Source organism: Cereibacter azotoformans, assembly GCF_021391315.1.
Lineage (GTDB): Bacteria > Pseudomonadota > Alphaproteobacteria > Rhodobacterales > Rhodobacteraceae > Cereibacter_A > Cereibacter_A azotoformans.
Genome location: NZ_CP090021.1, coordinates 715,192 through 736,433, shown reverse-complemented (window position 1 = coordinate 736,433; position 21,242 = coordinate 715,192). Strand labels below are relative to the sequence as shown.

The 21,242-nt window shown below is 67.3% G+C and carries 20 protein-coding genes and 1 pseudogene; 16 read left to right on the top strand and 5 right to left on the bottom strand.

The features are described from left to right. Positions 1-10 precede the first annotated feature (10 nt). Positions 11-256: a DUF2842 domain-containing protein gene (locus LV780_RS03650; RefSeq protein ID WP_108221691.1), complete on the bottom strand. Its 246-nt coding sequence runs from the start codon at positions 254-256 to the stop codon at positions 11-13. Positions 257-308: 52 nt separating this feature from the next. Then, positions 309-1,601, bottom strand: a complete 1,293-nt coding sequence (locus LV780_RS03645) for an adenylosuccinate synthase (protein WP_011907923.1) — start codon at positions 1,599-1,601, stop codon at positions 309-311. A 255-nt stretch (positions 1,602-1,856) separates the two neighbouring features. On the opposite strand from LV780_RS03645, the gene secG reads away from it, so the two are divergent. The 15 genes and pseudogenes from secG (at position 1,857) to LV780_RS03570 (ending at position 16,682) form a co-directional block, all read left to right on the top strand. After that, positions 1,857-2,468, top strand: a complete 612-nt coding sequence (gene secG, locus LV780_RS03640) for a preprotein translocase subunit SecG (RefSeq protein ID WP_117344880.1) — start codon at positions 1,857-1,859, stop codon at positions 2,466-2,468. Between the two features lie 162 nt (positions 2,469-2,630). Further along, entirely contained in the window at positions 2,631-4,274 is a 1,644-nt protein-coding gene (locus LV780_RS03635; RefSeq protein ID WP_108221688.1) for a CTP synthase, read from the top strand. 161 nt (positions 4,275-4,435) lie between these two features. Beyond that, positions 4,436-5,209, top strand: coding sequence for a 23S rRNA (adenine(2030)-N(6))-methyltransferase RlmJ (rlmJ, locus tag LV780_RS03630; RefSeq protein WP_108221686.1), 774 nt, complete (start codon positions 4,436-4,438; stop codon positions 5,207-5,209). 67 nt (positions 5,210-5,276) lie between these two features. Continuing rightward, the gene (locus tag LV780_RS03625) at positions 5,277-5,714 is read left to right on the top strand and encodes a tellurite resistance TerB family protein (RefSeq protein WP_044247882.1); all 438 of its coding nucleotides are present in this window, start codon (positions 5,277-5,279) and stop codon (positions 5,712-5,714) included. Positions 5,715-5,861: 147 nt separating this feature from the next. Then, positions 5,862-6,659: an ABC transporter ATP-binding protein gene (locus LV780_RS03620; RefSeq protein ID WP_044248593.1), complete on the top strand. Its 798-nt coding sequence runs from the start codon at positions 5,862-5,864 to the stop codon at positions 6,657-6,659. A gap of 37 nt (positions 6,660-6,696) precedes the next feature. Further along, positions 6,697-7,422, top strand: coding sequence for a transporter substrate-binding domain-containing protein (locus tag LV780_RS03615; protein ID WP_011907917.1), 726 nt, complete (start codon positions 6,697-6,699; stop codon positions 7,420-7,422). Positions 7,423-7,462: 40 nt separating this feature from the next. Continuing rightward, the gene (locus LV780_RS03610; protein ID WP_101340509.1) at positions 7,463-8,344 is read left to right on the top strand and encodes an ABC transporter permease; all 882 of its coding nucleotides are present in this window, start codon (positions 7,463-7,465) and stop codon (positions 8,342-8,344) included. Continuing rightward, entirely contained in the window at positions 8,341-9,168 is an 828-nt protein-coding gene (locus LV780_RS03605; RefSeq protein ID WP_101340508.1) for an ABC transporter permease, read from the top strand. Before LV780_RS03610 ends, LV780_RS03605 begins: the two co-directional genes overlap by 4 nt. 4 nt (positions 9,169-9,172) lie before the next feature. Further along, positions 9,173-10,510 carry a glutamine synthetase family protein gene (locus LV780_RS03600; protein ID WP_101340517.1) on the top strand — a complete coding sequence of 446 codons (1,338 nt, stop codon included), beginning with the start codon at positions 9,173-9,175 and terminating at the stop codon, positions 10,508-10,510. Between the two features lie 60 nt (positions 10,511-10,570). Then, positions 10,571-11,248: a type 1 glutamine amidotransferase gene (locus tag LV780_RS03595; RefSeq protein WP_108221684.1), complete on the top strand. Its 678-nt coding sequence runs from the start codon at positions 10,571-10,573 to the stop codon at positions 11,246-11,248. Between the two features lie 4 nt (positions 11,249-11,252). Next, positions 11,253-12,608 (top strand): glutamine synthetase family protein, encoded by a 1,356-nt coding sequence (locus LV780_RS03590; protein WP_108221682.1) that lies wholly within the window; start codon positions 11,253-11,255, stop codon positions 12,606-12,608. After that, a complete protein-coding gene (locus LV780_RS03585) occupies positions 12,605-13,906 on the top strand; it encodes an NAD(P)/FAD-dependent oxidoreductase (RefSeq protein ID WP_108221680.1) in 1,302 nt (433 codons plus the stop codon). Before LV780_RS03590 ends, LV780_RS03585 begins: the two co-directional genes overlap by 4 nt. A gap of 81 nt (positions 13,907-13,987) precedes the next feature. Then, a pseudogene (locus LV780_RS03580) lies at positions 13,988-14,767 on the top strand (IS110 family RNA-guided transposase); the annotation flags it as partial. Between the two features lie 265 nt (positions 14,768-15,032). Then, positions 15,033-15,209 (top strand): IS4 family transposase, encoded by a 177-nt coding sequence (locus LV780_RS03575; protein ID WP_080517453.1) that lies wholly within the window; start codon positions 15,033-15,035, stop codon positions 15,207-15,209. A gap of 105 nt (positions 15,210-15,314) precedes the next feature. Beyond that, positions 15,315-16,682 carry an aminotransferase gene (locus tag LV780_RS03570; RefSeq protein WP_108221678.1) on the top strand — a complete coding sequence of 456 codons (1,368 nt, stop codon included), beginning with the start codon at positions 15,315-15,317 and terminating at the stop codon, positions 16,680-16,682. A gap of 49 nt (positions 16,683-16,731) precedes the next feature. Here the strand turns inward: LV780_RS03570 and phaR are convergent, their stop codons facing one another. From phaR to LV780_RS03555, 3 genes are all read right to left on the bottom strand, one after another. Then, a complete protein-coding gene (gene phaR / locus LV780_RS03565) occupies positions 16,732-17,286 on the bottom strand; it encodes a polyhydroxyalkanoate synthesis repressor PhaR (RefSeq protein ID WP_108221676.1) in 555 nt (184 codons plus the stop codon). Between the two features lie 126 nt (positions 17,287-17,412). Further along, positions 17,413-17,862 (bottom strand): phasin, encoded by a 450-nt coding sequence (locus tag LV780_RS03560; protein ID WP_044247879.1) that lies wholly within the window; start codon positions 17,860-17,862, stop codon positions 17,413-17,415. A 151-nt stretch (positions 17,863-18,013) separates the two neighbouring features. Next, a complete protein-coding gene (locus tag LV780_RS03555; protein WP_108221675.1) occupies positions 18,014-19,822 on the bottom strand; it encodes a PHA/PHB synthase family protein in 1,809 nt (602 codons plus the stop codon). Positions 19,823-19,923: 101 nt separating this feature from the next. Here LV780_RS03555 and phaZ point away from each other — a divergent pair, with 101 nt between their 5' ends. Then, the gene (phaZ, locus tag LV780_RS03550) at positions 19,924-21,195 is read left to right on the top strand and encodes a polyhydroxyalkanoate depolymerase (protein ID WP_108221673.1); all 1,272 of its coding nucleotides are present in this window, start codon (positions 19,924-19,926) and stop codon (positions 21,193-21,195) included. The last annotated feature ends 47 nt before the right edge of the window (positions 21,196-21,242 follow it).

Sequence of the window (21,242 nt, the reverse complement as noted above, 5' to 3'; positions counted from 1 at the left end):
CAGGCCCGGACTAGCGGGAGTTGCCGTCGTCCTCGGGCGTCTTCGCGTCGGGGTCGGCCTGCCCGACGCCGATGAAGATCGGCTTCAGGGGCAGAATCCAGACGACACCCAGCGCCACATAGATGACGAGTTCGAGCCAGAAGGGCGGCCGGTCGAAGAGGCCGACCAGCGTCACCGCCGCCACGATATAGAGCGGCATCCCCACGACGAGGACAAGCAGCGACAGGCGGCGACGTGTCTTGTAGCTCAGGGCCATGGAACCTCCTGCGGCAAGGGAGGCCGCCCCGGCGGGGGCGGCCCCGGATGTCTCAGTCCTCGAACGGGTCGGTGACGAGGATCGTGTCGTCGCGCTCGGGCGAGGTGGAGAGCAGCGCCACCGGGCACTGGATCAGTTCCTCGATCCGGCGGACGTATTTCACCGCGGCGCCCGGAAGGTCCGCCCAGCTGCGTGCCCCGGCGGTGCTTTCGGACCAGCCTTCGAGTTCTTCATAGATCGGGGTGCAGCGCGCCTGCTGGTCGGCGGCGATCGGCAGGTGGTCGAGCCGCTCGCCGTCGAGGTCGTAGCCCACGCAGATCTTCAGCGTCTCGAATCCATCGAGCACGTCGAGCTTGGTCAGCGCGATGCCCGAGACGCCGGAGGTGGCGCAGGTCTGGCGCACGAGGACCGCGTCGAACCAGCCGCAGCGGCGCTTGCGCCCCGTCACGGTGCCGAATTCGCGCCCACGCTCGCCCAGACGCTCGCCGTCGGCGTCCTTCAGTTCCGCCGGGAACGGGCCCTCGCCCACGCGGGTGGTGTAGGCCTTGACGATGCCGAGCACGAAGCCGATGGCGCCCGGCCCGATGCCCGTGCCGGTGGCGGCCTGCCCCGCGATCACGTTCGAGGAGGTGACGAAGGGATAGGTGCCGAAGTCGATGTCGAGCAGCGCGCCCTGCGCCCCCTCGAAGAGGATGCGCTTTCCGGCCTTGCGCATCTCGTTCATCACCTTCCACACCGGCTTCGCGTAGGGCAGCACCTGCGGCGCGATCTCGCGCAGCTGCGCCAGCAGGGCCTCGCGGTCGATGGGCTCGATCCCGAGGCCGCGGCGCAGCGCGTCGTGGTGCACCATCAGCCGGTCCACCCGGAGCGCAAGCGTCGCCTCGTCGGCGAGGTCGGCCACGCGGATCGCCCGGCGACCCACCTTGTCCTCGTAGGCCGGGCCGATGCCGCGGCCGGTGGTGCCGATCTTGGCCACCGCATTGTGCGACTCGCGCGCCCGGTCCAGTTCGCCGTGCAGCGGCAGGATCAGCACGGCGTTCTCGGCGATCATCAGATTGTCGGGCGTGATCTCGACGCCTTCACCGCGCAGCTTCGCAATCTCTCCGACGAGATGCCACGGATCGAGCACGACGCCATTGCCGATCACCGAGAGCTTGCCCGGCCGCACGATCCCCGAGGGCAGCAGCGACAGCTTGTAGACCTTGCCGTCGATCACCAGCGTGTGGCCCGCATTGTGCCCGCCCTGGAAGCGCGCGATCACGTCGGCCCGCTCCGAGAGCCAGTCCACGATCTTGCCCTTCCCCTCGTCGCCCCACTGGGCGCCCACGACGACGACGTTGGCCATGTCCGTTCCTTGCTGATGAAAAAAGACCCGCGCTCTATATCTCTCCCCCGAGCGGGACGGAACCGCAAATTCGCCCGACGGACGGACGGCCGCAATCGGCGGCCGGGCCATGGCCGGCGGGGCCCTGGCCGGCGGGGCCGGGACCGGCACCCGCGGCGCGAGGCCCGCGGCACCCGGACCTGCGGCCTTGAAGGGCTTGCGGCGACGGACGCATGGGCCTAGATAGGCGCGTCAGCATCTGAAGGCCCCCTCCGCATGCAAAACGTCGTTCTCATCGTCCATCTGATCCTCGCGCTTCTGCTCATCGGCGTGGTGCTGCTGCAGCGCTCGGAGGGTGGCGGGCTCGGCATGGGCGGCGGCGGCGGCGCCATGACCGGCCGTCAGGCGGCAAACGCCATGACGCGCCTGACCTGGGTCTTTGCGGTGGCCTTCATCGGCACCTCGATCGCTTTGACGATCTTTGCCGCGCAGAACTCGCATGGATCCTCGGTGATCGACCAGTTCGGCGGCACCACGCGCCAGCAGGCCCCGGCAACGCCCGAGGCGCCGCTCGGCGGTGACCTGCTGCCCCCGGCACCGACCAACGCCCCGCTGGCGCCGCCGCGCGCCGACGAGCCGGCGGCCCCGGCGGTGGAAGCTCCGGCGGTGGAAGCTCCGGCTCCGGCCGAAGCGCCCCTTCCTGAGGCCCCGGCCCCCGAGGCGGCGGAGACACCCGACGTGGCACCGGCTGCACCGGAGGCGAGCGCCCCGGAGACGACCGAGCCGGAGGCCGCCCAGCCCGAAGCCAGCGCGCCCGAGGCCGCTCCGGCGCCGGAAACGGCCGCACCGGACGCCCCTGTCGCGCCCGCTCCGACGACGGCCAACTGAGCCCCACAATCCTTTGAGGCCTTTGCCTTTCTGACGACAGCATCTAGCTGTCGTCAGTTGCGAACTCTTTGCGGATGCGCTATATCCCGACTCCCGTGATGGTGGGATTCGGGCAAGCCGATCGCACTACCTTGAACCGACAGTCACGGGAGATCCCACCGCATGGCACGCTACGTCTTCATCACCGGCGGGGTGGTGTCTTCGCTGGGCAAAGGTCTGGCCTCGGCCGCGCTCGGCGCGCTGCTGCAGGCACGCGGATTCTCGGTCAGACTGAGAAAGCTCGACCCCTATCTGAACGTCGATCCGGGCACGATGTCGCCCTTCGAGCATGGCGAAGTGTTCGTCACCGACGACGGCGCCGAGACCGACCTCGACCTCGGCCATTACGAGCGCTTCACCGGCGTCTCGGCGCGCAAGACGGATTCGGTGTCGTCGGGCCGGATCTATTCCAACGTGCTCGAGAAGGAGCGCCGTGGCGACTATCTCGGCAAGACCATTCAGGTGATCCCGCACGTCACCAACGAAATCAAGGACTTCCTGAAGGTCGGCGAGGATGAGGTCGATTTCATGCTCTGCGAGATCGGCGGCACGGTCGGCGACATCGAGGGCCTGCCCTTCTTCGAGGCCATCCGCCAGTTCGCACAGGACAAGCCGCGCGGCCAGTGCATCTTCGTCCACCTGACCCTCCTGCCCTACGTCTCGGCCTCGCACGAGCTGAAGACCAAGCCCACCCAGCATTCGGTGAAGGAGCTGCGCTCGATCGGCATCGCGCCGGACGTGCTGCTCCTGCGCTCGGAGCATCCGATCCCCGAGAAGGAGCGCGAGAAGATCGCCCTCTTCTGCAACGTGCGCAAAGAAGCGGTGATCGCCGCCTATGACCTGAAGACCATCTACGAGGCGCCGCTGGCCTATCACCGCGAGGGGCTGGATCAGGCGGTGCTGGATGCGTTCGGGATCTCGCCCGCGCCGAAGCCCAACCTCGACCGCTGGGTGGATGTAATGGACCGGCTTGAGCATGCCGAGGGCGAGGTGCGCGTCGCGATCGTCGGCAAATACACCCAGCTGGAAGATGCCTACAAATCCATCGCCGAGGCGCTGACCCACGGCGGGATGGCGAACCGGACGCGGGTCAGGGCCGAATGGATCAACGCCGAGCTGTTCGAGCGCGAGGATCCGAGCCCGTTCCTCGAAGGCTTCCACGCCATCCTCGTGCCCGGCGGCTTTGGCGAACGCGGCACGGAAGGGAAGATCCGCGCCGCGCAATATGCGCGCGAGAAGGGCATTCCCTATCTCGGCATCTGCCTGGGCATGCAGATGGCGGTGATCGAGGCCGCCCGGAACCTTGCCCATGTGAAGGATGCAGGCTCGGAAGAGTTCGATCACGAGATCGGCCGGAAGCGCTACACCCCCGTGGTCTATCACCTCAAGGAATGGATCCAGGGCAACCATATCGTCGAGCGCAAGCATGACGACGACAAGGGCGGCACGATGCGGCTTGGCGCCTATACGGCCGCGCTGGCGGCGGGATCGCGCGTGGCCACCATCTACGGCTCGACCGAGATCGAGGAGCGCCACCGCCACCGCTACGAGGTGGACGTGCGTTACCGCGAGGCGCTCGAGGGCTGCGGGCTGACCTTCTCGGGCATGAGCCCCGACGGCCGCCTGCCCGAGATCGTGGAGATCAAGGACCACCCGTGGTTCGTCGGCGTGCAGTTCCACCCCGAGCTGAAGTCCAAGCCCTTCGCGCCCCACCCGCTGTTCGCCGACTTCATCCGCGCCGCCGTCGAGGTGTCGCGGCTGGTCTGAGATTGCCCGCCGGCCGTCCCGAAGGGGCGGCCGCGCGACGACATAAGGCCTGCCCCGCCAGGAGATCGCATGAACCCTCAGCACTCCCGGCATCGGCCCGATCCCGGCCACGCACTGTCGCGACCCGGCGCCCCGGACGCGCGCGGACGGAGGCGGCCCTGATGCTCTCCTATCAGCACATCTTCCACGCGGGGAACCTCGCCGACGTGCACAAGCACGCCCTCCTGTGTGCGATGCTCGACTACATGGTGAAGAAGGACAAGCCGCTCACCTACATCGAGACCCACGCGGGGCGGGGGCTCTACGATCTGTCCTCGGCCGAGGCGGTCAAGACCGGCGAGGCGGCGCAGGGCGTCGTGGTGCTGGAGCGGCGGCTGCCCGAGGACCATCCCTATCGGCGGCGGCTGCGCGAAGAGCGCGCGCTCTTCGGGCCCGCGGCCTATCCCGGCTCGCCCCTGCTGGCTGCGGGGTTCCTGCGCGACGGTGACGTGATGCATCTGGCCGAGCTGCATCCGCAGGAATACCGGGCGCTCGCGCGGGTCATGGAGCCCTGGGGGGCGCATCTGCGGCAGGAAGACGGCTTCCGCGCCGCGCTGGCGCTGACGCCGCCCGTGCCGCGCCGGGGCCTGATGCTGATCGACCCGAGCTTCGAGGTGAAGGCCGACTATGCGGCGATCCCCAGGCACATGGCCGCCATCGCGCGGAAATGGAATGTGGGGACGCTGGCGCTGTGGTATCCGATCCTGCCCGCGGGCCTGCACCGTCCGATGGTCGAGGCGCTGCGGGCGCAGTTCCCGGAGGCCCTGGCGCATGAGGTCCGCTTCCCCCCCGCGCGCGACGGGCACGGTCTGGTGGGGTCGGGGATGTTCGTGGTGAACCCTCCCTGGGGAACGGACGATGAGGCCGCGCGCCTGACCGCGCTCTTCGCCGGATGAGCACTCCGCGCGCGACGTGATGTCCGGGCGCTTGGCAGCCGCCGGGGGCCGCTCTATATCCTGTCCCATGTTCGATAGCCTTCTCCGCCGCCTGACGGCGCCCGCCCCCGATCGTCTGCCCGAGCCCGACGCCGACCTTGCACTGGCGGCGCTTCTGGTGCGCGTGGCCCGCGCCGACGGCCATTACGACGAGGCAGAGATCACCCGCATCGACCGGGTGCTCTCCGGCCGGCGCGGAATCACGCCCGAGGAAGCCACCCGGATCCGACGCGAGGCCGAGGCGCTCGAGGCCGAGGCGCCCGATACGGTGCGCTTCACCCGCGCCCTCAAGGAAGCCGTGCCGGTCGAGGATCGCTTCTCGCTGATGCAGGCGCTCTGGACGGTGGCGCTGGCCGATGGCGAGCGCGACGACGGCGAGGATCAGGTGCTTCGGCTGGTGGCGAACCTGCTCGGCCTGACCGACCAGGAAAGCGCCATCGCCCGCCAGCGGGCCGAACGCGACTGAACGGCCGAAGACCGTGCGGGCCGTTGCCTTCCGACGAGGCAGCAGGGCCCGCGGCCGGTCGTCGGCCGCGGGTGCGCGGCGAATCCGCCTTGCCTTGGCCAAGGATTTGGGTCCTACTCGGGCCAGAGTGACAATTTGCGAGCCGTCGTGACCGCCCAGACCCGAGACCCAGGCCCCTCGCGCCCCGTTCCCGTCATCGAGATCCGAAACCTGCACAAGAGCTACGGCAGTCTCGAGGTGCTCAAGGGCGTGGACATGGTGGCCCCCAAGGGCCATGTGGTCTCGCTCATAGGGTCGTCCGGCTCGGGCAAGTCCACCCTGCTGCGCTGCGCGAACCTGCTCGAGGACAGCCAGGACGGCGAGATCCTCTTCGAGGGCGAGGCGGTGCGCTGGAAGGGCACGGGGCTCGCCCGCCACCCGGCCGACAAGGCGCAGGTGATCCGCATCCGAACCAACCTGTCGATGGTGTTCCAGCAGTTCAACCTCTGGTCCCACATGACCATCCTCCAGAACGTCATGGAGGCGCCGGTGACGGTGCTCGGGCGGCCGCGGGCCGAGGTCGAGGAGGCCGCGCGGCGCTATCTGGCCAAGGTGGGGATCGGCGACAAGTGCGACGCCTACCCCGCCCAGCTTTCGGGCGGCCAGCAGCAGCGCGCCGCCATCGCCCGCGCCCTCTGCATGGAGCCCCGCGCGCTGCTCTTCGACGAACCCACCTCGGCGCTCGATCCCGAGCTGGAGCAGGAGGTGGTGCGCGTCATCAAGGCGCTGGCCGAAGAGGGCCGGACCATGCTTCTCGTGACCCACGACATGCGGATGGCCTCCGACGTGTCGGACCATGTGATCTTCCTCCACCAGGGCAGGATCGAGGAAGAGGGGCCGCCCGACCGGCTCTTCGGCGCGCCGCAGACCGATCGGCTGCGCCAGTTCCTGTCCGCCACCGCCTGACGACCAACAACAACAGAACACTGACCGGGAGAGACCGATGAAGAAGCTGATCCTGACCACCGCGCTTCTGGCGCTGGCCGCGGGCACGGCCGCCGCGCAACAGACCGTGCGCATGGGCACCGAGGGCGCCTACCCTCCCTACAACTTCATCAACGACAAGGGCGAGGTGGACGGCTACGAGCGCGAGCTGGGCGACGAGCTGTGCAAGCGCGCGAACCTCACCTGCACCTGGGTGAAGAACGAGTGGGACAGCATCATCCCCAACCTGCAGTCCGGCAACTATGACACGATCATGGCCGGGATGAGCATCACCGAAGAGCGGGAAGAGGTCATCGACTTCACCCAGAACTACATCCCGCCGCTGGCCTCGGCCTATGCCGCGATTTCGCCCGATGCCGACATCGAGGGCGGCGTGGTGGCGGCGCAGACCGGCACGATCCAGGCGAGCCATGTGGCCGAGAGCGGCGCGACGCTGCTCGAGTTCGCCACCGGCGAGGAGACCGTGGCGGCGGTGCGCAACGGCGAGGCCGACGCGGTCTTCGCCGACAAGGACTTCCTCGTGCCCTTCGTCAACGAGTCGAACGGCGAGTTCACCTTCGTGGGCGAGGACGTGCCGCTGGGCGGCGGCGTGGGCATGGGCGTTCGCAAGTCCGACACCGAGCTGAAGGAAAAGTTCAACGCGGCCATCCAGTCCATGAAGGACGACGGCACGATCAACGCCATGATCCGCAAGTGGTTCGGCGACGAGATCCAGACCTTCTGACCGAAAGGAGGGGGGCCCGGCGAGGGCCCTCCGCCCGCCCATGTTCGCAAGCTGCGCCGATCCCAAAAGTCTCGAGGGCCTGAGCTGGCTCCTGTGCTACCTCACCTCGGGGTCGCACATCGCCTTCTACTGGTCCTTCGTCACCGTGCTTGTGCTGCTCGCCGTCACGGCTCCGGTGGCGCTGGCCTTCGGCTTTGCCGGTGCGGTCGCGGCACGGTCGCACCTCTGGCCGGTCTCGGTCGCGGGCAAGACCTACACGGCCATGGTCCGGGGCATCCCCGACATCGTCTTCTTCCTCTTCTTCGTCATCGCGCTCGACCAGGGCATCGAATGGGTCACCCACCAGATCCGCTGCCCCGACTGGACCGAGCCCGTGCGGCAGGGGCTGGAGTTCCGCGTCTGCCCCTCGGCCAAGGTGCCGCCCGGCAACGCCGCGCAGATCTGGCACCAGATCTACGGCTTCGGGCTGGCGGTCGTGACCTTCGCGATCGTCTTCGGGGCCTTCGTCTCGAACGTGCTGACCGGCGCGATGAACGCCGTGCCGCGCGCGCAGCTTGAGACCGCCGAAAGCTACGGCATGACGCAGGGTCAGGTCTTCCGCCGCATCCTCGTGCCGCAGATGTGGATCTACGCCCTGCCCGGCCTCTCGAACCTCTGGATGATCCTCATCAAGGCCACGCCGCTGCTGTTCCTGCTCGGCGTGCAGGACATCGTCTATTGGGCGCGTGAGCTGGGCGGCACCAAGACCTCGCTCTACGCCTATCCGCACCCGGACTGGCGGCTCTATTACTTCCTCGCGCTGCTGGTCTTCTACCTCGGCATGACGCGCCTGTCCGAGATCGTGCTGGGCCGTCTGACGCGCAGGCTCAGCTTCGGGCAGGCCACGGCCGCGGGCGAAGCACAGCGGAAGGCCGCGGCATGAGTTGCATCGAAACGATCGCCGATTACGGCCTCCGCTCGCTGGGCATGGGCGAGCGGCTGTTGCCGCGCAGCGACTTCACGCTCTGCCAGCAGTTCACGCTGATCGGCTCGGGCATGATCTGGAACATCTATTTCGGGGTGCTGGCGCTGGCGGCGGGCTTCTTCCTCGCCAACGCGCTGGCCATGGCCAAGGCCGCCCCCTCGCCCGTCGTCCGCAAGCCCGCGGAATGGTTCATTTTCCTCTTCCGCGGCTCGCCCCTCTTCATCCAGTTCTTCCTGGCCTACGAGGCGCTGGTTCTGCTGCCGCGGGCGGGCATAGACATCTTCGGCCTCACGGTCGAGACCGGCTGGTTGACCCGCGCCTGGGCGGGGGCGCTGATCGTGCTGTTCCTGAACACGGCCGCCTATTCGGCCGAGATCTTCCACGGCGCGCTGATGGCGATCCCGAAGGGCGATCTCGAGGCGGCCGACGCCTACGGCCTGTCGGGCTGGAAGAAGTTCCGCCGCATCCAGTGGCCCACCATGCTGCGCCTTGCCTGGCCCGCCTACACCAACGAGGCGATCTTCCTGTTCCACGCCACCACGCTCGTCTTCTTCTCGGGCTTTCCGGCCTTCCAGCAGCGCGGCGACGCCCTCTACTACGCCAAATATTTCGCCGACAAGACCTTCAACCCGTTCGTGCCTTACCCCATCGTGGCCTTCTATTTCATCTGCCTCACTCTTCTCGTGATCTGGCTCTTCGGGCTGATGAACCGGAGGCTGAACCGCCACGTTCCCGCGGCCCGCAGGCCGCGCCTGAGGGTCAGGCCGCAGATCATCAGGTGACGTGATGAAAGACTGGCTGAGAAAGCACCCCCAGGTCCGCACGATCCGTGTCGCGGCCGCGGATCTCAACGGGCAGGCGCGCGGCAAGCGCATCCCCGCCCGCTTCGCCGACAAGGTGGTGAAGGACGGGACGCGTTTTCCGTTCTCGGTGCTGAACCTCGACATCTGGGGCGAGGACATCGACGACAGCCCGCTGGTGTTCGAGCAGGGCGACGCCGACGGCATCCTGCGCCCGACCGAGCGCGGCTTCATGCCGATGCCCTGGCTCGAGGCGCCGACCGCGCTCTTGCCGATCTGGATGTTCCGCGAGGACGGCCGCCCCTACGAGGGCGACCCGCGCCACGCGCTGCGCGCCGTGCTTGATCGCTACAAGGCGCGGGGACTGACCCCGGTGGTCGCGGTCGAGCTGGAGTTCTTCCTGATCGACGACAGCGGCAAGACGCTGCAGGTGCCGCCCTCGCCCCGCTCGGGCAAGCGCCGGAAGGCAGCCGAGGCGCTCTCGATCCGCGCGCTCGACGCCTTCGACACCTTCTTCACCGACCTCTACGACGCCTGTGAAGAGATGGACATTCCCGCCGACACCGCCACCTCCGAGACCGGCCTCGGCCAGTTCGAGGTGAACCTGATGCATTGCGACGACGCACTGCGCGCGGCCGACGATGCCTGGCTCTTCAAGCTGCTGGTCAAGGGGCTTGCGCGGCGGCACGGCTTTGCCGCCAGCTTCATGGCCAAGCCCTACCCGGAATATTCCGGCTCGGGGCTGCACATGCATTTCTCGGTGCTCGACGCGCAGGGCCGCAACGTGTTCGACAGCGGCGGCCCCACGGGCACCGCCATGATGCGCCATGCGGTGGCGGGCTGCCTGAACGCGATGCACGACAGCACGCTCGTCTTTGCGCCGCACGCCAACAGCTACGACCGGCTCGTGCCGGGGATGCATGCGCCGACGGCGATCTCCTGGGGCTACGAGAACCGCACCACCGCGGTCCGCATTCCCGCGGGCAATCCCGCCGCGCGGCGGATCGAGCATCGCGTGGCGGGGGGTGACGTGAACCCCTACCTGCTGGTGGCCACGATCCTCGGCGCGGCCCTGACCGGGATCGAGGACCAGGAAGAGCCGCCTCAGGCCATCATGGGCAACGCCTATGCGCTCGAGGACCTGCCCCAGATCCCCGCCACCTGGGAAGAGGCGATCCGGGCCTTCGAAAATTCCGCCATCCTGCCGCGCATCCTTCCGCGCGAGCTGATCCGCAACTATGTGCTGACGAAGCGGCAGGAACTGCACTACCTGGCCGAGCTCTCACCCGAGGAACAGGTCGAGCTCTACCTCGATACCGTGTGACCTCTTGCCGCCTCACCCGGGCCGGGGTTAGTATCCGGCTCAGACAATTTCGGACAATTCATGCTGATCGGCATCCTGCAGACGGGCGAAGCGCCCGACGTCCTCTCCGGCGAGATGGGGGACTATCCCGACATGTTCCGGCACCTGCTCGACGAGAAGGGGCTCGAGTTCCGCACCTACCGGGTGATGGACATGGAGTTTCCCGCGAGCGTGACTGAATGCGACGGCTGGCTCATCACCGGCTCGCGCCACGGCGTCTATGAGGATCACGCCTTCATCCCGCCGCTCGAGACCTTCATCCGCGAGGCGCGCGCGGCGCGCGTGCCGATGGTGGGGATCTGCTTCGGCCACCAGATCATCGCCCAGGCCCTCGGAGGGCGCGTCGAGCGGTCGGAGAAGGGCTGGGCCGTGGGCCCGACCGCCTACGACTTCGGCGCCGACCGGATCGTGCTGAACGCCTGGCACCGCGACCAGGTGATCGAGCCGCCCGCCGATGCCGAGGTGATCGCCTCGAACGATTTCTGCGCGCATGCGGCGCTGCTCTACCCCGGCTTCGCCCTGACGGTGCAGGCCCACCCCGAGTTCCGCGACGATTTCATCGACGGGCTGATGCGGACACGCGGCAAGGGCGTCATTCCCGACGACCGGCTCGAGGCCGCGCAGCAGCGGCTTGGCCAGTCCAACGATGCCGGCCGCCTCGCCGACCGCATCGCCCAGTTCTTCAATCAGGCAAGATAGACCCATGTCCGACTGGACCGATCGTCTCCCCGAAGCCGCCCGCGCCTACATCGGCAACCGCCGCGTGGACGAGGTGGAATGCATCCTCTCCGACATCGCCGGTGTGGCGCGCGGCAAGGCCATGCCCGCCTACAAGTTCGGCCGGCAGACGAGCTTCTTCCTGCCGAACTCGATCTTTCTTCAGACCATCACCGGCGAATGGGCCGACAACCCCTCGGGCGCCTTCACCGAACCCGACATGATCCTGATCCCTGACTATTCGACCGCGACCGCCGCGCCCTGGACGGCGGATGTGACGCTGCAGGTGATCCATGACGCGGTGGACCAGCAGGGCCATCCCGTGCCCGTCTCGCCGCGCAACGTGCTCAAACGCATCGTCGAGCTCTACAATGCCGAGGGCTGGACGCCAATCGTGGCGCCGGAAATGGAGTTCTTCCTCGTCGCCCGCAACATCGACCCGAACATGCCCGTCATGCCGCCGATGGGGCGGACGGGCCGGCGGGCGGCGGCCAAGCAGGCCTATTCCATGTCCGCCGTGGATGAATACGGCAAGGTGATCGACGACATCTATGACTTTGCCGAGGCGCAGGGCTTCGAGATCGACGGGATCCTTCAGGAAGGCGGCGCGGGTCAGGTCGAGATCAACCTCGCCCACGGCGATCCGGTCGCGCTGGCCGACCAGATCTTCTTCTTCAAGCGGCTGATCCGCGAGGCGGCGCTGCGGCACGACTGCTTCGCCACCTTCATGGCCAAGCCCATCGAGGGCGAGCCCGGCTCGGCCATGCATATCCATCATTCCGTGGTCGAGACCGGGACGAACCTCAACATCTTCTCGGACGCCAAGGGGGGCGAGGCCGAGGCCTTCCTCCATTTCATCGCCGGGATGCAGACCCATCTGCCCGCCGCGGTGGCCCTGCTTGCGCCCTACGTCAACAGCTACCGCCGCTATGTCCCGGACTTCGCGGCGCCCATCAACCTCGAGTGGGGCCGCGACAACCGCACCACCGGACTGCGCGTGCCGATCTCGGGGCCCGAGGCGCGCCGGCTTGAAAACCGGCTCGCGGGGATGGACTGCAACCCCTATCTGGGCCTCGCGGCCTCGCTGGCCTGCGGCTACCTCGGGCTGAAGGAGCGGAAGATGCCGCGCCCCGAATGCACGGGCGACGCCTACATGTCCGAGACGGACCTGCCCTACAACCTCGGCGATGCGCTCGACCTGCTCGAGGAGAACGCGGCGCTCCGCGACGTGCTGGGGCACGAGTTCTGCGGCGTCTATGACGCGGTCAAGCGCAACGAATACAAGGAGTTCCTGCAGGTCATCAGCCCGTGGGAGCGCGAGCATCTGCTGCTGAACGTATGAACCTGCTCTATGCCAACGACCGGCCGGGGGAATATCCCCGCTCCTGGTATGCGGCCACCGCGGCCGATCTTGCCCCCTTCCCCGCGTTGGAGGGCGAGGTGCGGGCCGATGTCTGCGTCGTGGGGGCCGGATATACGGGCCTCTCGGCCGCGCTGCATCTGGCCGAGCGCGGCTATTCGGTGGTTCTGCTCGAGGCGCATCGGGTGGGCTTTGGCGCCTCGGGGCGCAACGGCGGGCAGGTGGGCTCGGGCCAGCGGCTCGGGCAGGACGAGCTTGAGGCGATGGTGGGCCTCGACGATGCGCGGAAGCTCTGGGATCTGGGCGAGGAAGCCAAGGCGCTGGTCCGCGATCTGATCCTCCGCCACGACATGCCGGTCAGCTTCCATCCGGGCATTGCCCACGCCTGCCGCAAGTCCTCGGAGGTGGCCCACGCTCACGCTTATGCCGAGAAGCTTGCGCGCGACTACGGCTATGACCGGATCGAGCCGCTCGACCGGGACGGGATCCGCCGCCTGATCGGCTCGGAAGCCTATGTCGGCGGGGACATCGACCGCGGGGCCGGCCATCTCCATCCGCTGAACTACGCCATCGGCCTGGCCCGCGCCTGCGTTGCGGCGGGCGTGCGGATCTGCGAGCGGAGCCCGGTGACGCGGGTCCTTCATGGCGCCGAGCCTGTGGTCGAGACCGCCGCGGGGCGCGTGCGCGCCGCCCAGGTCGTGCTGGCCGCGAACGGCTACCTGGGCAGTCTCGAACCCTCCGTCGCGGCCCGCGTGATGCCGATCAACAACTTCATCCTGACGACGGAACCGCTGGGCTCCCTCGCGGCCGAGGTTCTGTCGGAACCCGTGGCGGTGGCGGACACGCGCTTCGTCGTGAACTACTGGCGGCTGTCCGAGGACGGGCGACTGCTCTTCGGCGGCGGCGAGAGCTACGGATACCGCTTCCCCGACATCGAGCGGACCGTGCGGAAGCCCATGCTCGAGGTCTATCCGCAGCTGCGCGACGTGCGGATCACCCATGCGTGGGGCGGCACGCTCGCCATTACCATGAACCGGCTGCCCTGCTTCACGCGGGTGACACCCAACATCCTGTCAGCCTCGGGCTATTCGGGACACGGGGTGGCGATGGCGACGCTCGCAGGGCGGCTGATTGCGGAAGCGGTGGCAGGTCAGGCCGAGCGGTTCGATCTGATGACAGGCTTGCCGCAGCCCCGCTTTCCCGGCGGCGCTGCGCTGCGCTGGCCGATGCTGGTGCTGGCGATGACCTGGTATTCCCTCCGCGATCGGCTGGGGATCTGAAGCGCGGCGCCAGCGGGAGCCGCCGGGGGCTGTCTGCCCCCGGACCCCCGAGGATATTTGAGCCAGAATGAGAGGCATGTTGCCGAGGCCACTTGCGAAGCGGTCACGCGGCCGACCATGCGGTTCGTCGCGGTGAAGACCGAGAATCAGCAGGCGGTGCTGATGCTGCACAAGGCGCGCGAGCTTCTGGTGCGCCAGCGGACGATGCTGACGAACGCGCTGCGGGCGCATCTGGCCGAACTGGGCCTGGTGGCGGCACAGGGGCCGGAGGGGCTGAACCAGCTGAAAGCCCGGTTCGGCTCCGTCCTAGACAGCCTGTCGGATCATGCCGTTGCCGCACTGACCGCCCGGATCACCCGAGCCGAAGGTCTGGCGGACGAGGTGGATCGCCTCGAGCGCCGGATCCTGGACTGGCACCGGACCAGCGACGCCAGCCGTCGGCTCGCCACCATCTCCGGCATCGGCCCGATCACCGCCAGCGCTATTGCGGCGAACGTGCCGGACGCGAGCCTCTTCCGCTCTGCCCGCCAGTTGTTCGCGGGGGCAAGCGTCCACTGGAAGCTTGCCTGATCCCGCTCACCATGGCTCGGGCTGACACCGAGAGCGCATTCCAGCCGCGGCAAGGGCCGCCAGACCGGGATCAGCAAGCAGCGCGACGGATACATCCGGCGCCTCCTGGTTTCCGGGGCAAGCGCCGCGCTGCGGTTCACGCGCCAGGGCGATCCGGGCAAGGCGTGGCTCTTGCTGCTCAAGGAGCGCAAGCGCCCGAGGGTCGTCGCCGTCGCCCAGGCGAACAAGACCGCGCGCAACGCCTGGGCGCTCCTGCGCCGCAACGAGATCCACGCGGCTCCGGCTCCTTGAGGGGCTGACGGGCTGCGGACGCGAATGCGTGAAGACTGAGGAAAGTTGACAAACCGGTCGAACCGGGGATCAGGACACGCCACGGGGTCAAGGCGCCACCTACAGCGCGTACTTTGAATGGGACCTGATCCGCGGACTTCATCCGGGCCAGCGGGCGACCGCACACATGGGCCGTAGACAAGACTGCTTTCGGCATGGGCTCGTCAGTTTCCCGGCTTGCGCCTCAGGGGCCCTCCAGACAGGACCGCATCGCGCCTGAGCCCCGATCCGGCCAGACCTCGACTTCTACATCGTCGCCGTCGCCCGCCTCGGCGGATACCTTGCCCGAAAACACGACGCGCCGCCCGGAGCCATCATCCTCTGGCGAGGCTTCTCCCGCCTCGCCGACCTCGTCATCGGTTTCGAGGCTGCAGCCCAACCAGAGCAGAACACTTGTGGGTAAGTGAAAGACAGAACGGCCGGTTCCTGTCGAAGGATCGGCGGCGGGTGTTGAACCTCTGCCGGCGCGTCGCTAGCCTGTGCCCCAACCCAATACGAGGAGCCGATCATGCGTGACGATGCGCCAAATTCCTGGGAGTCGCGGGCCGACGCCTTCTCCCTCTACGGTTTCACTGACCTGCCTTCGGTGCACCGGCGCGGCGCTGTGGTGCTGACGCATGGCACGGGGCCCTACGTTTACGACGTTCACGGGCGCGCCTATCTGGATGCCAATTCGGGGCTTTGGAACATGGTGGCCGGGTTCGACCATCCGGGTCTGATCGAGGCCGCCAAGGCGCAGTATGACCGCTTTCCGGGCTATCACGCCTTCTTCGGGCGGATGTCGGACCAGACCGTGATGCTGTCGGAGAAGCTCGTGGAGGTCTCGCCCTTCGACCGCGGCCGGGTGTTCTACACCAACTCGGGCTCCGAGGCGAACGACACGATGGTCAAGATCCTGTGGTTCCTCGGGGCGGCCGAAGGGCATCCCGAGCGGCGCAAGATCATCACCCGCGTGAACAGCTATCACGGCGTCACCGCCGTCTCGGCCTCGATGACCGGCAAGCCCTACAACAGCCTGTTCGGCCTGCCGCTGCCGGGCTTCATCCATGTGGGCTGCCCGCACTACTGGCGCTTCGGCCAGGAGGGGGAGAGCGAGGCCGCCTTCACCCAGCGCCTCGCGCGGGAACTTGAAGCCACCATCATCAAGGAGGGGCCGGAGACGATCGCGGGCTTCTTCGCCGAGCCCGTGATGGGTGCCGGCGGGGTGATCCCGCCGTCGGAGGGCTATTTCCAGGCCATCCAGCCGGTCCTGAAGCGCTACGGCATCCCTCTGATCGCGGACGAGGTGATCTGCGGCTTCGGGCGGACCGGCAACACCTGGGGCTGCCAGACCTACGACTTCGTGCCGGACGCGATCATCAGCTCGAAGAACATCACCGCGGGCTTCTTCCCGATGGGAGCGGTGATCCTTGGGGCGGAGCTGTCGGATCGGGTGCAGGCGGCCGCCGAGGCGGTCGAGGAGTTCCCGCACGGCTTCACCGCCTCGGGCCATCCGGTGGGCTGCGCCATCGCGCTCAAGGCCATAGACGTGGTGATGAACGAGGGGCTGGCCGAGAATGTGAAGCGGCTGACGCCGAAGTTCGAGGCGGGGCTGGCCCATCTGGCCGAACATCCGAACATCGGCGAGTGGCGCGGCAAGGGTCTGATGGGGGCGCTTGAGGCGGTGAAGGACAAGGCCACCAAGACCCCCTTCCCCGGCGACCTCTCGGTGTCGGAGCGGATCGCCAACACCTGCACCGATCACGGGCTGATCTGCCGGCCGCTGGGCCAGTCGATCGTGCTCTGCCCGCCCTTCATCATGACGGAGGCGCAGATGGACGAGATGTTCGACAAGCTGGGCGCCGCGCTGAAACAGGTCTTCGCAGAGGTCGCCTGACCCTTGCCAACGGGGGCTCCGCAGTCGCCTGCGGAGCGCCTCCGGGCCGTCAGAGCTTGGAGAGCTTCTTCTGCAGGTCGGCGAGCTGCTTGCGGATCTGGGCCAGCTCTTCGGCGCTGCCGGCCTCGGGCGTCTCTTCCCTCGTCGGCGCCGGCGGTGTCCAGCCGGGCAAGGCCATCATCGCCTTGATGAAGGCTTCCTGCTGCTTGCGCATCGCCTCGAAGCCCGGCATCCCCGCCATCGGCCCCGACATCTGGCTGAAATTCTCCATCATCTTGGTCTGGCCCGAGCGCAGCATCTCGAAGGAGGCCGCCAGGAACTGCGGCACAACGGACTGAACCTCGGTCGTGTAGCTGCGGACGAGATCGGTCAGCACCGCGAGAGGCAGGACATTGTCGCCCTTCGATTCATGCTCGGCGATGATCTGGAGGAGATATTGCCGGGTCAGGTCATCCCCGGACTTCAGGTCGATGATCTGGACCTCGCGCCCCGCCCGGATGAACCCGGCGATATCCTCGAGCGTGACGTAATCGCTGGTCTCGGTATTGTAGAGGCGCCGACTGGCATAGCGCTTGATCAGCAACGGCTTGTCGGTCTCGGCCATACCCAACCCTGTCCTCTTGTGCGGTTGCAGAGAAGACTAGGGCAGGCCCGGAAAAAAGGAAAGGGCGGGCTTTTGGCCCGCCCCCCGCGCATCCGCCTTGGGAGGAGTGGGTGGATGCGCGCCGGCTCACTTCGCCGGTGCGGTGGACTTCTTGGCGGCCGAGGTCACATCGACGGTCGCCTTCTTGACCGCCGCGGTCGCGTCGTCCTGCATGTCCTTGCCGGCGGCCAGCATCAGCTCGACCGTCTCCATCTGCACCTTCTTGGCCACTTCGGCGAAGGCGGCGAGGTTCTCGGCGGCCATCTCGGCGGCGGCCGACGCAAAGTCCGTCGCAGCCTTGGTATATTCGGTCGGTTCGGACTTGGCCTTGGCCAGGTCGCCGAACTTGGCGATCGTGTCCTTGGCCCACTTGGCGGTGATCTCGGTCGATTTCTCGGCGGCCTCGAGGGTCACCTTCGACATCTTCTCGGCCATCGCGGCCTGGGTCTTGAACGCGTTCTGCATCGCGGACGAGTCGACCGGGAAAGCCGCCATCATGTCCTGCATCACTTTGGTGAAGTCGGGGGTCTTGGTCATTGCCTTGTCTCCTGCGAGCGGGCTCATGCCCGGTTGTCCTGTGACAAGGATATAAATGCTGCGCCGCAGCAAATCAAGCCTGATTTCTGCGACGCAGCATTTTTGGCCGGATGGCCGAAAAGTCCTTACCTTGCGGCAGGCTTTTGCCGGGTCATCCCAGCTCGGGCTGAGAGACGACATAGGTGCCGGGCGCCGGAGCAAGCTCGGGATGCTTCGAATCACCCGGCTGGCGCGCCTTGATCCGCTTGCCCGAACGCTCGGCCAGCCAGGCGCCCCACCGCGGCCACCACGAGCCCTCATGGAACTCGGCCGATTCCCGGAAGGCGTCGGCTGTGGTCAGGGGCGCGGGATTGACGTAGTGCCCATACTTGTTGCGGCTGGGCGGGTTCACGATCCCGGCCACATGGCCGGACTGGGACAGGATGAAGGTCTTGTCATCGGAGCCGAACTGCCGGAAGCCGTTGAAACTGCTCTTCCAGGGCGCGATGTGGTCGGTCTCGCAGGCGATGGCGCAGACCGGGATGGTCACGTCGGCAAGCCCCACGGGCGAACTGAGCACCGGGAAGCTCCCCTTGGCGAGCCGGTCCTGCTGGCAAAGACCGCGCAGATATTCCACCGCCATCTGGGCGGGCAGGTTGGTGCCGTCGCCGTTCCAGTAGAGCAGGTCGAAGGCCGGCGGCGCCTCGCCCATCATGTAGCTCTTGATGGCGGGCTGGTAGATCAGGTCGTTCGAGCGCAGGTAGCTGAAGGTCCGCGACATGAAGGTCTTGTCGAGGATGCCGTCCACCGCGACCTGCCGCTCGATCCCGTCCACGAAATCGTCGTTCAGGAACACGCCCACCTCGCCCGGATCCGAGAAGTCGGTGAGCGTGGTGAAGAAGGTGGCCGAGCGCACGGTCGCGTCGCCAGCCTTTTCCAGATGCGCGAGCGTCAGCGTCAGCGTGGTGCCCGCGATGCAGTAGCCGACCGCGTTGATCTGCTTCTGCCGGGTGATCGAGCGCACCTCGGCCATGGCGCGCATGTAGCCCTCGCGGATGTAGTCATCCATGCCGACGCCGGCATAGCCCTTGCCGGGGTTCACCCAGGAGACGACGAAGACGGTGAAGCCCTGGTCCACCAGCCATTTCAGCAGCGAATTCTGCGGCTTGAGGTCGAGGATGTAGAACTTGTTGATCCAGGGCGGGAAGATCAGCAGCGGCGTCTCGTGGACCGTGTCGGTCGTCGGGCGATACTGGATCAGCTCGAACATGCGGTTGCGATAGACCACCGCGCCTTCCGTCGTGGCGAGGTTGTGGCCGACGTGGAACGCCTCGCGGTCGGCCAGCGTCACCAGCAGGTCGCCGTTGTTCGCCTCGATGTCGCGCACCAGATTCTCGAGCCCCTGCACGAGGCTCTCGCCATCCGTCGCGATGGCGCGCTCGAGCGCGTCGGGGTTCGTGCCGAAGAAATTGGTGGGCGAGAAGAGATCGACGATCTGGCGCGAGAAATACTCGACCCGCTTCTTGTCGGAAGGCTCGATCTGCTCGAGCGCGTCCACGGCCTGCTGCACCGCCTCGGCGTTCATCAGATACTGCTGCTTGAGGTAGTTGAAGAACGGATGCGTCTGCCAGAGCGGGTTCGAGAAGCGCCGGTCCTTCGGCGTCGCATCCGGCGGCGGCTTCAGCTCGCCCTTGACGAGCTGCTGCTGCGCCTCGACGTAGTGCTTCAGGCTCTTGCCCCAGAAACTGATCTGATGCTCGAGGATCTTGGCCGGATTCTGCATCATCTCGGCCATGTAGGCGGTCATCGCCTTGAGAAACACGTCGCTGGACGGGCCATGGAGCGCCGGGTCGGACAGCTTGCGCCGGGTCAGCGCCGCCGTAAGCCGCTTCGACAACTCGTCGATGCGCGCCAGGTTGGCGTTCAGACGCTCGAGCTGCGCGTCGCGGACGGAACCCGGGGCCTGCTCTTCGGTTGCCATATTGACTTTTCCCCCCTCATTTGCTGCCATGCAGCATCGTGTGCCTGCCTCTGGGGGGAGAACTGCAGGATCACAGCGCCTCCACCGGGCAGGGATACCGAATGAAATATATGACAACCTATGACGTCATGGAGAGTGCGCGCAACACCAACGAGTGGTTGGGCGCGACCGCAAGGGCCATGGCCTCCTATCCACTCTTTGCCCTTTCGATGAATCCCATGCTGGCGCTGACCGCCGCCTGGGGAGAGGTGACAGAGCGCAGCTTCGCCCGGATGGTCGCCAAGCCCGACTGGGGCATCCGCTCGATCGTGGGCGAGGACGGGCAGGACCATCTGGTCGATGTGAAGACCATCGTGGAAAAGCCTTTCGGCAACCTCATACAGTTCTTCGTCCGCCGCCGGCCCCCGATGGCCCGCAAGGTGCTGCTGGTGGCCCCCATGTCGGGCCACTACGCGACGCTCCTGCGCTCGACCGTGCTCAGTCTGCTGCCGGACTGCGACGTCTATGTGACGGACTGGCACAATGCGCGGGACATTCCGGTGTCCTGCGGCAAGTTCGACGTCGAGGATTACACCCTCTATGTCGTCGAGTTCATGCGCGCCCTCGGCCCCGACACCAACGTGATCGCCATCTGCCAGCCGGCGCCGCTCGTGCTCGCCGCCACGGCCTATCTGGCGGGCGAGGATCCGGCGGCGCAACCGCGGACCCTCACGCTCATCGGTGGCCCGATCGACCCGGATGCGGCCGCGACCGAAGTGACGGATTTCGGCCGCCGCGTGACGATGGGCCAGCTCGAGCAACTCGCCATCCAGCGCGTCGGCTTCAAGTACATGGGCGCCGGGCGGCTGGTCTATCCGGGCCTCCTCCAGCTTCAGAGCTTCATCTCGATGAACATGGAGCGCCATTCCAAGGCGTTTCACGAGCAGATCGTGCGCGTGGCGCGCGGGCAGGCGTCGGACCATGACGCGCACAACCGCTTCTACGACGAATACCTCGCCGTGATGGACATGACGGCCGAGTTCTACCTCTCGACCGTCGAGCGCGTGTTCAAGAACCGCGAGATCGCGAAGAACGAGTTCACCGTCGCGGGCAAGCGGGTGGATATCGGCGCGATCACCGATGTGGCGGTGAAGACGGTCGAGGGCGAGAAGGACGACATCTCGGCCCCCGGCCAGTGCGTCGCCGCACTGAACCTGCTGACGGGTCTGCCGGACTCGAAGAAGGCGAGCCACCTCGAGCCCGACGCCGGTCACTACGGCATCTTCGCGGGCAAGAGCTGGCGGCTCAACATCCGCCCGCTGGTGTTGCGCTTCATCGACGCGAACGCCCCCAAGCCGAAACCCAAGATCGTCCCCGCGGCCGTGGCGGGCTGACCGGAATGAGGGCGCCCCGCGGGGCGCCCTTCTCGCAAGTCCCGGCC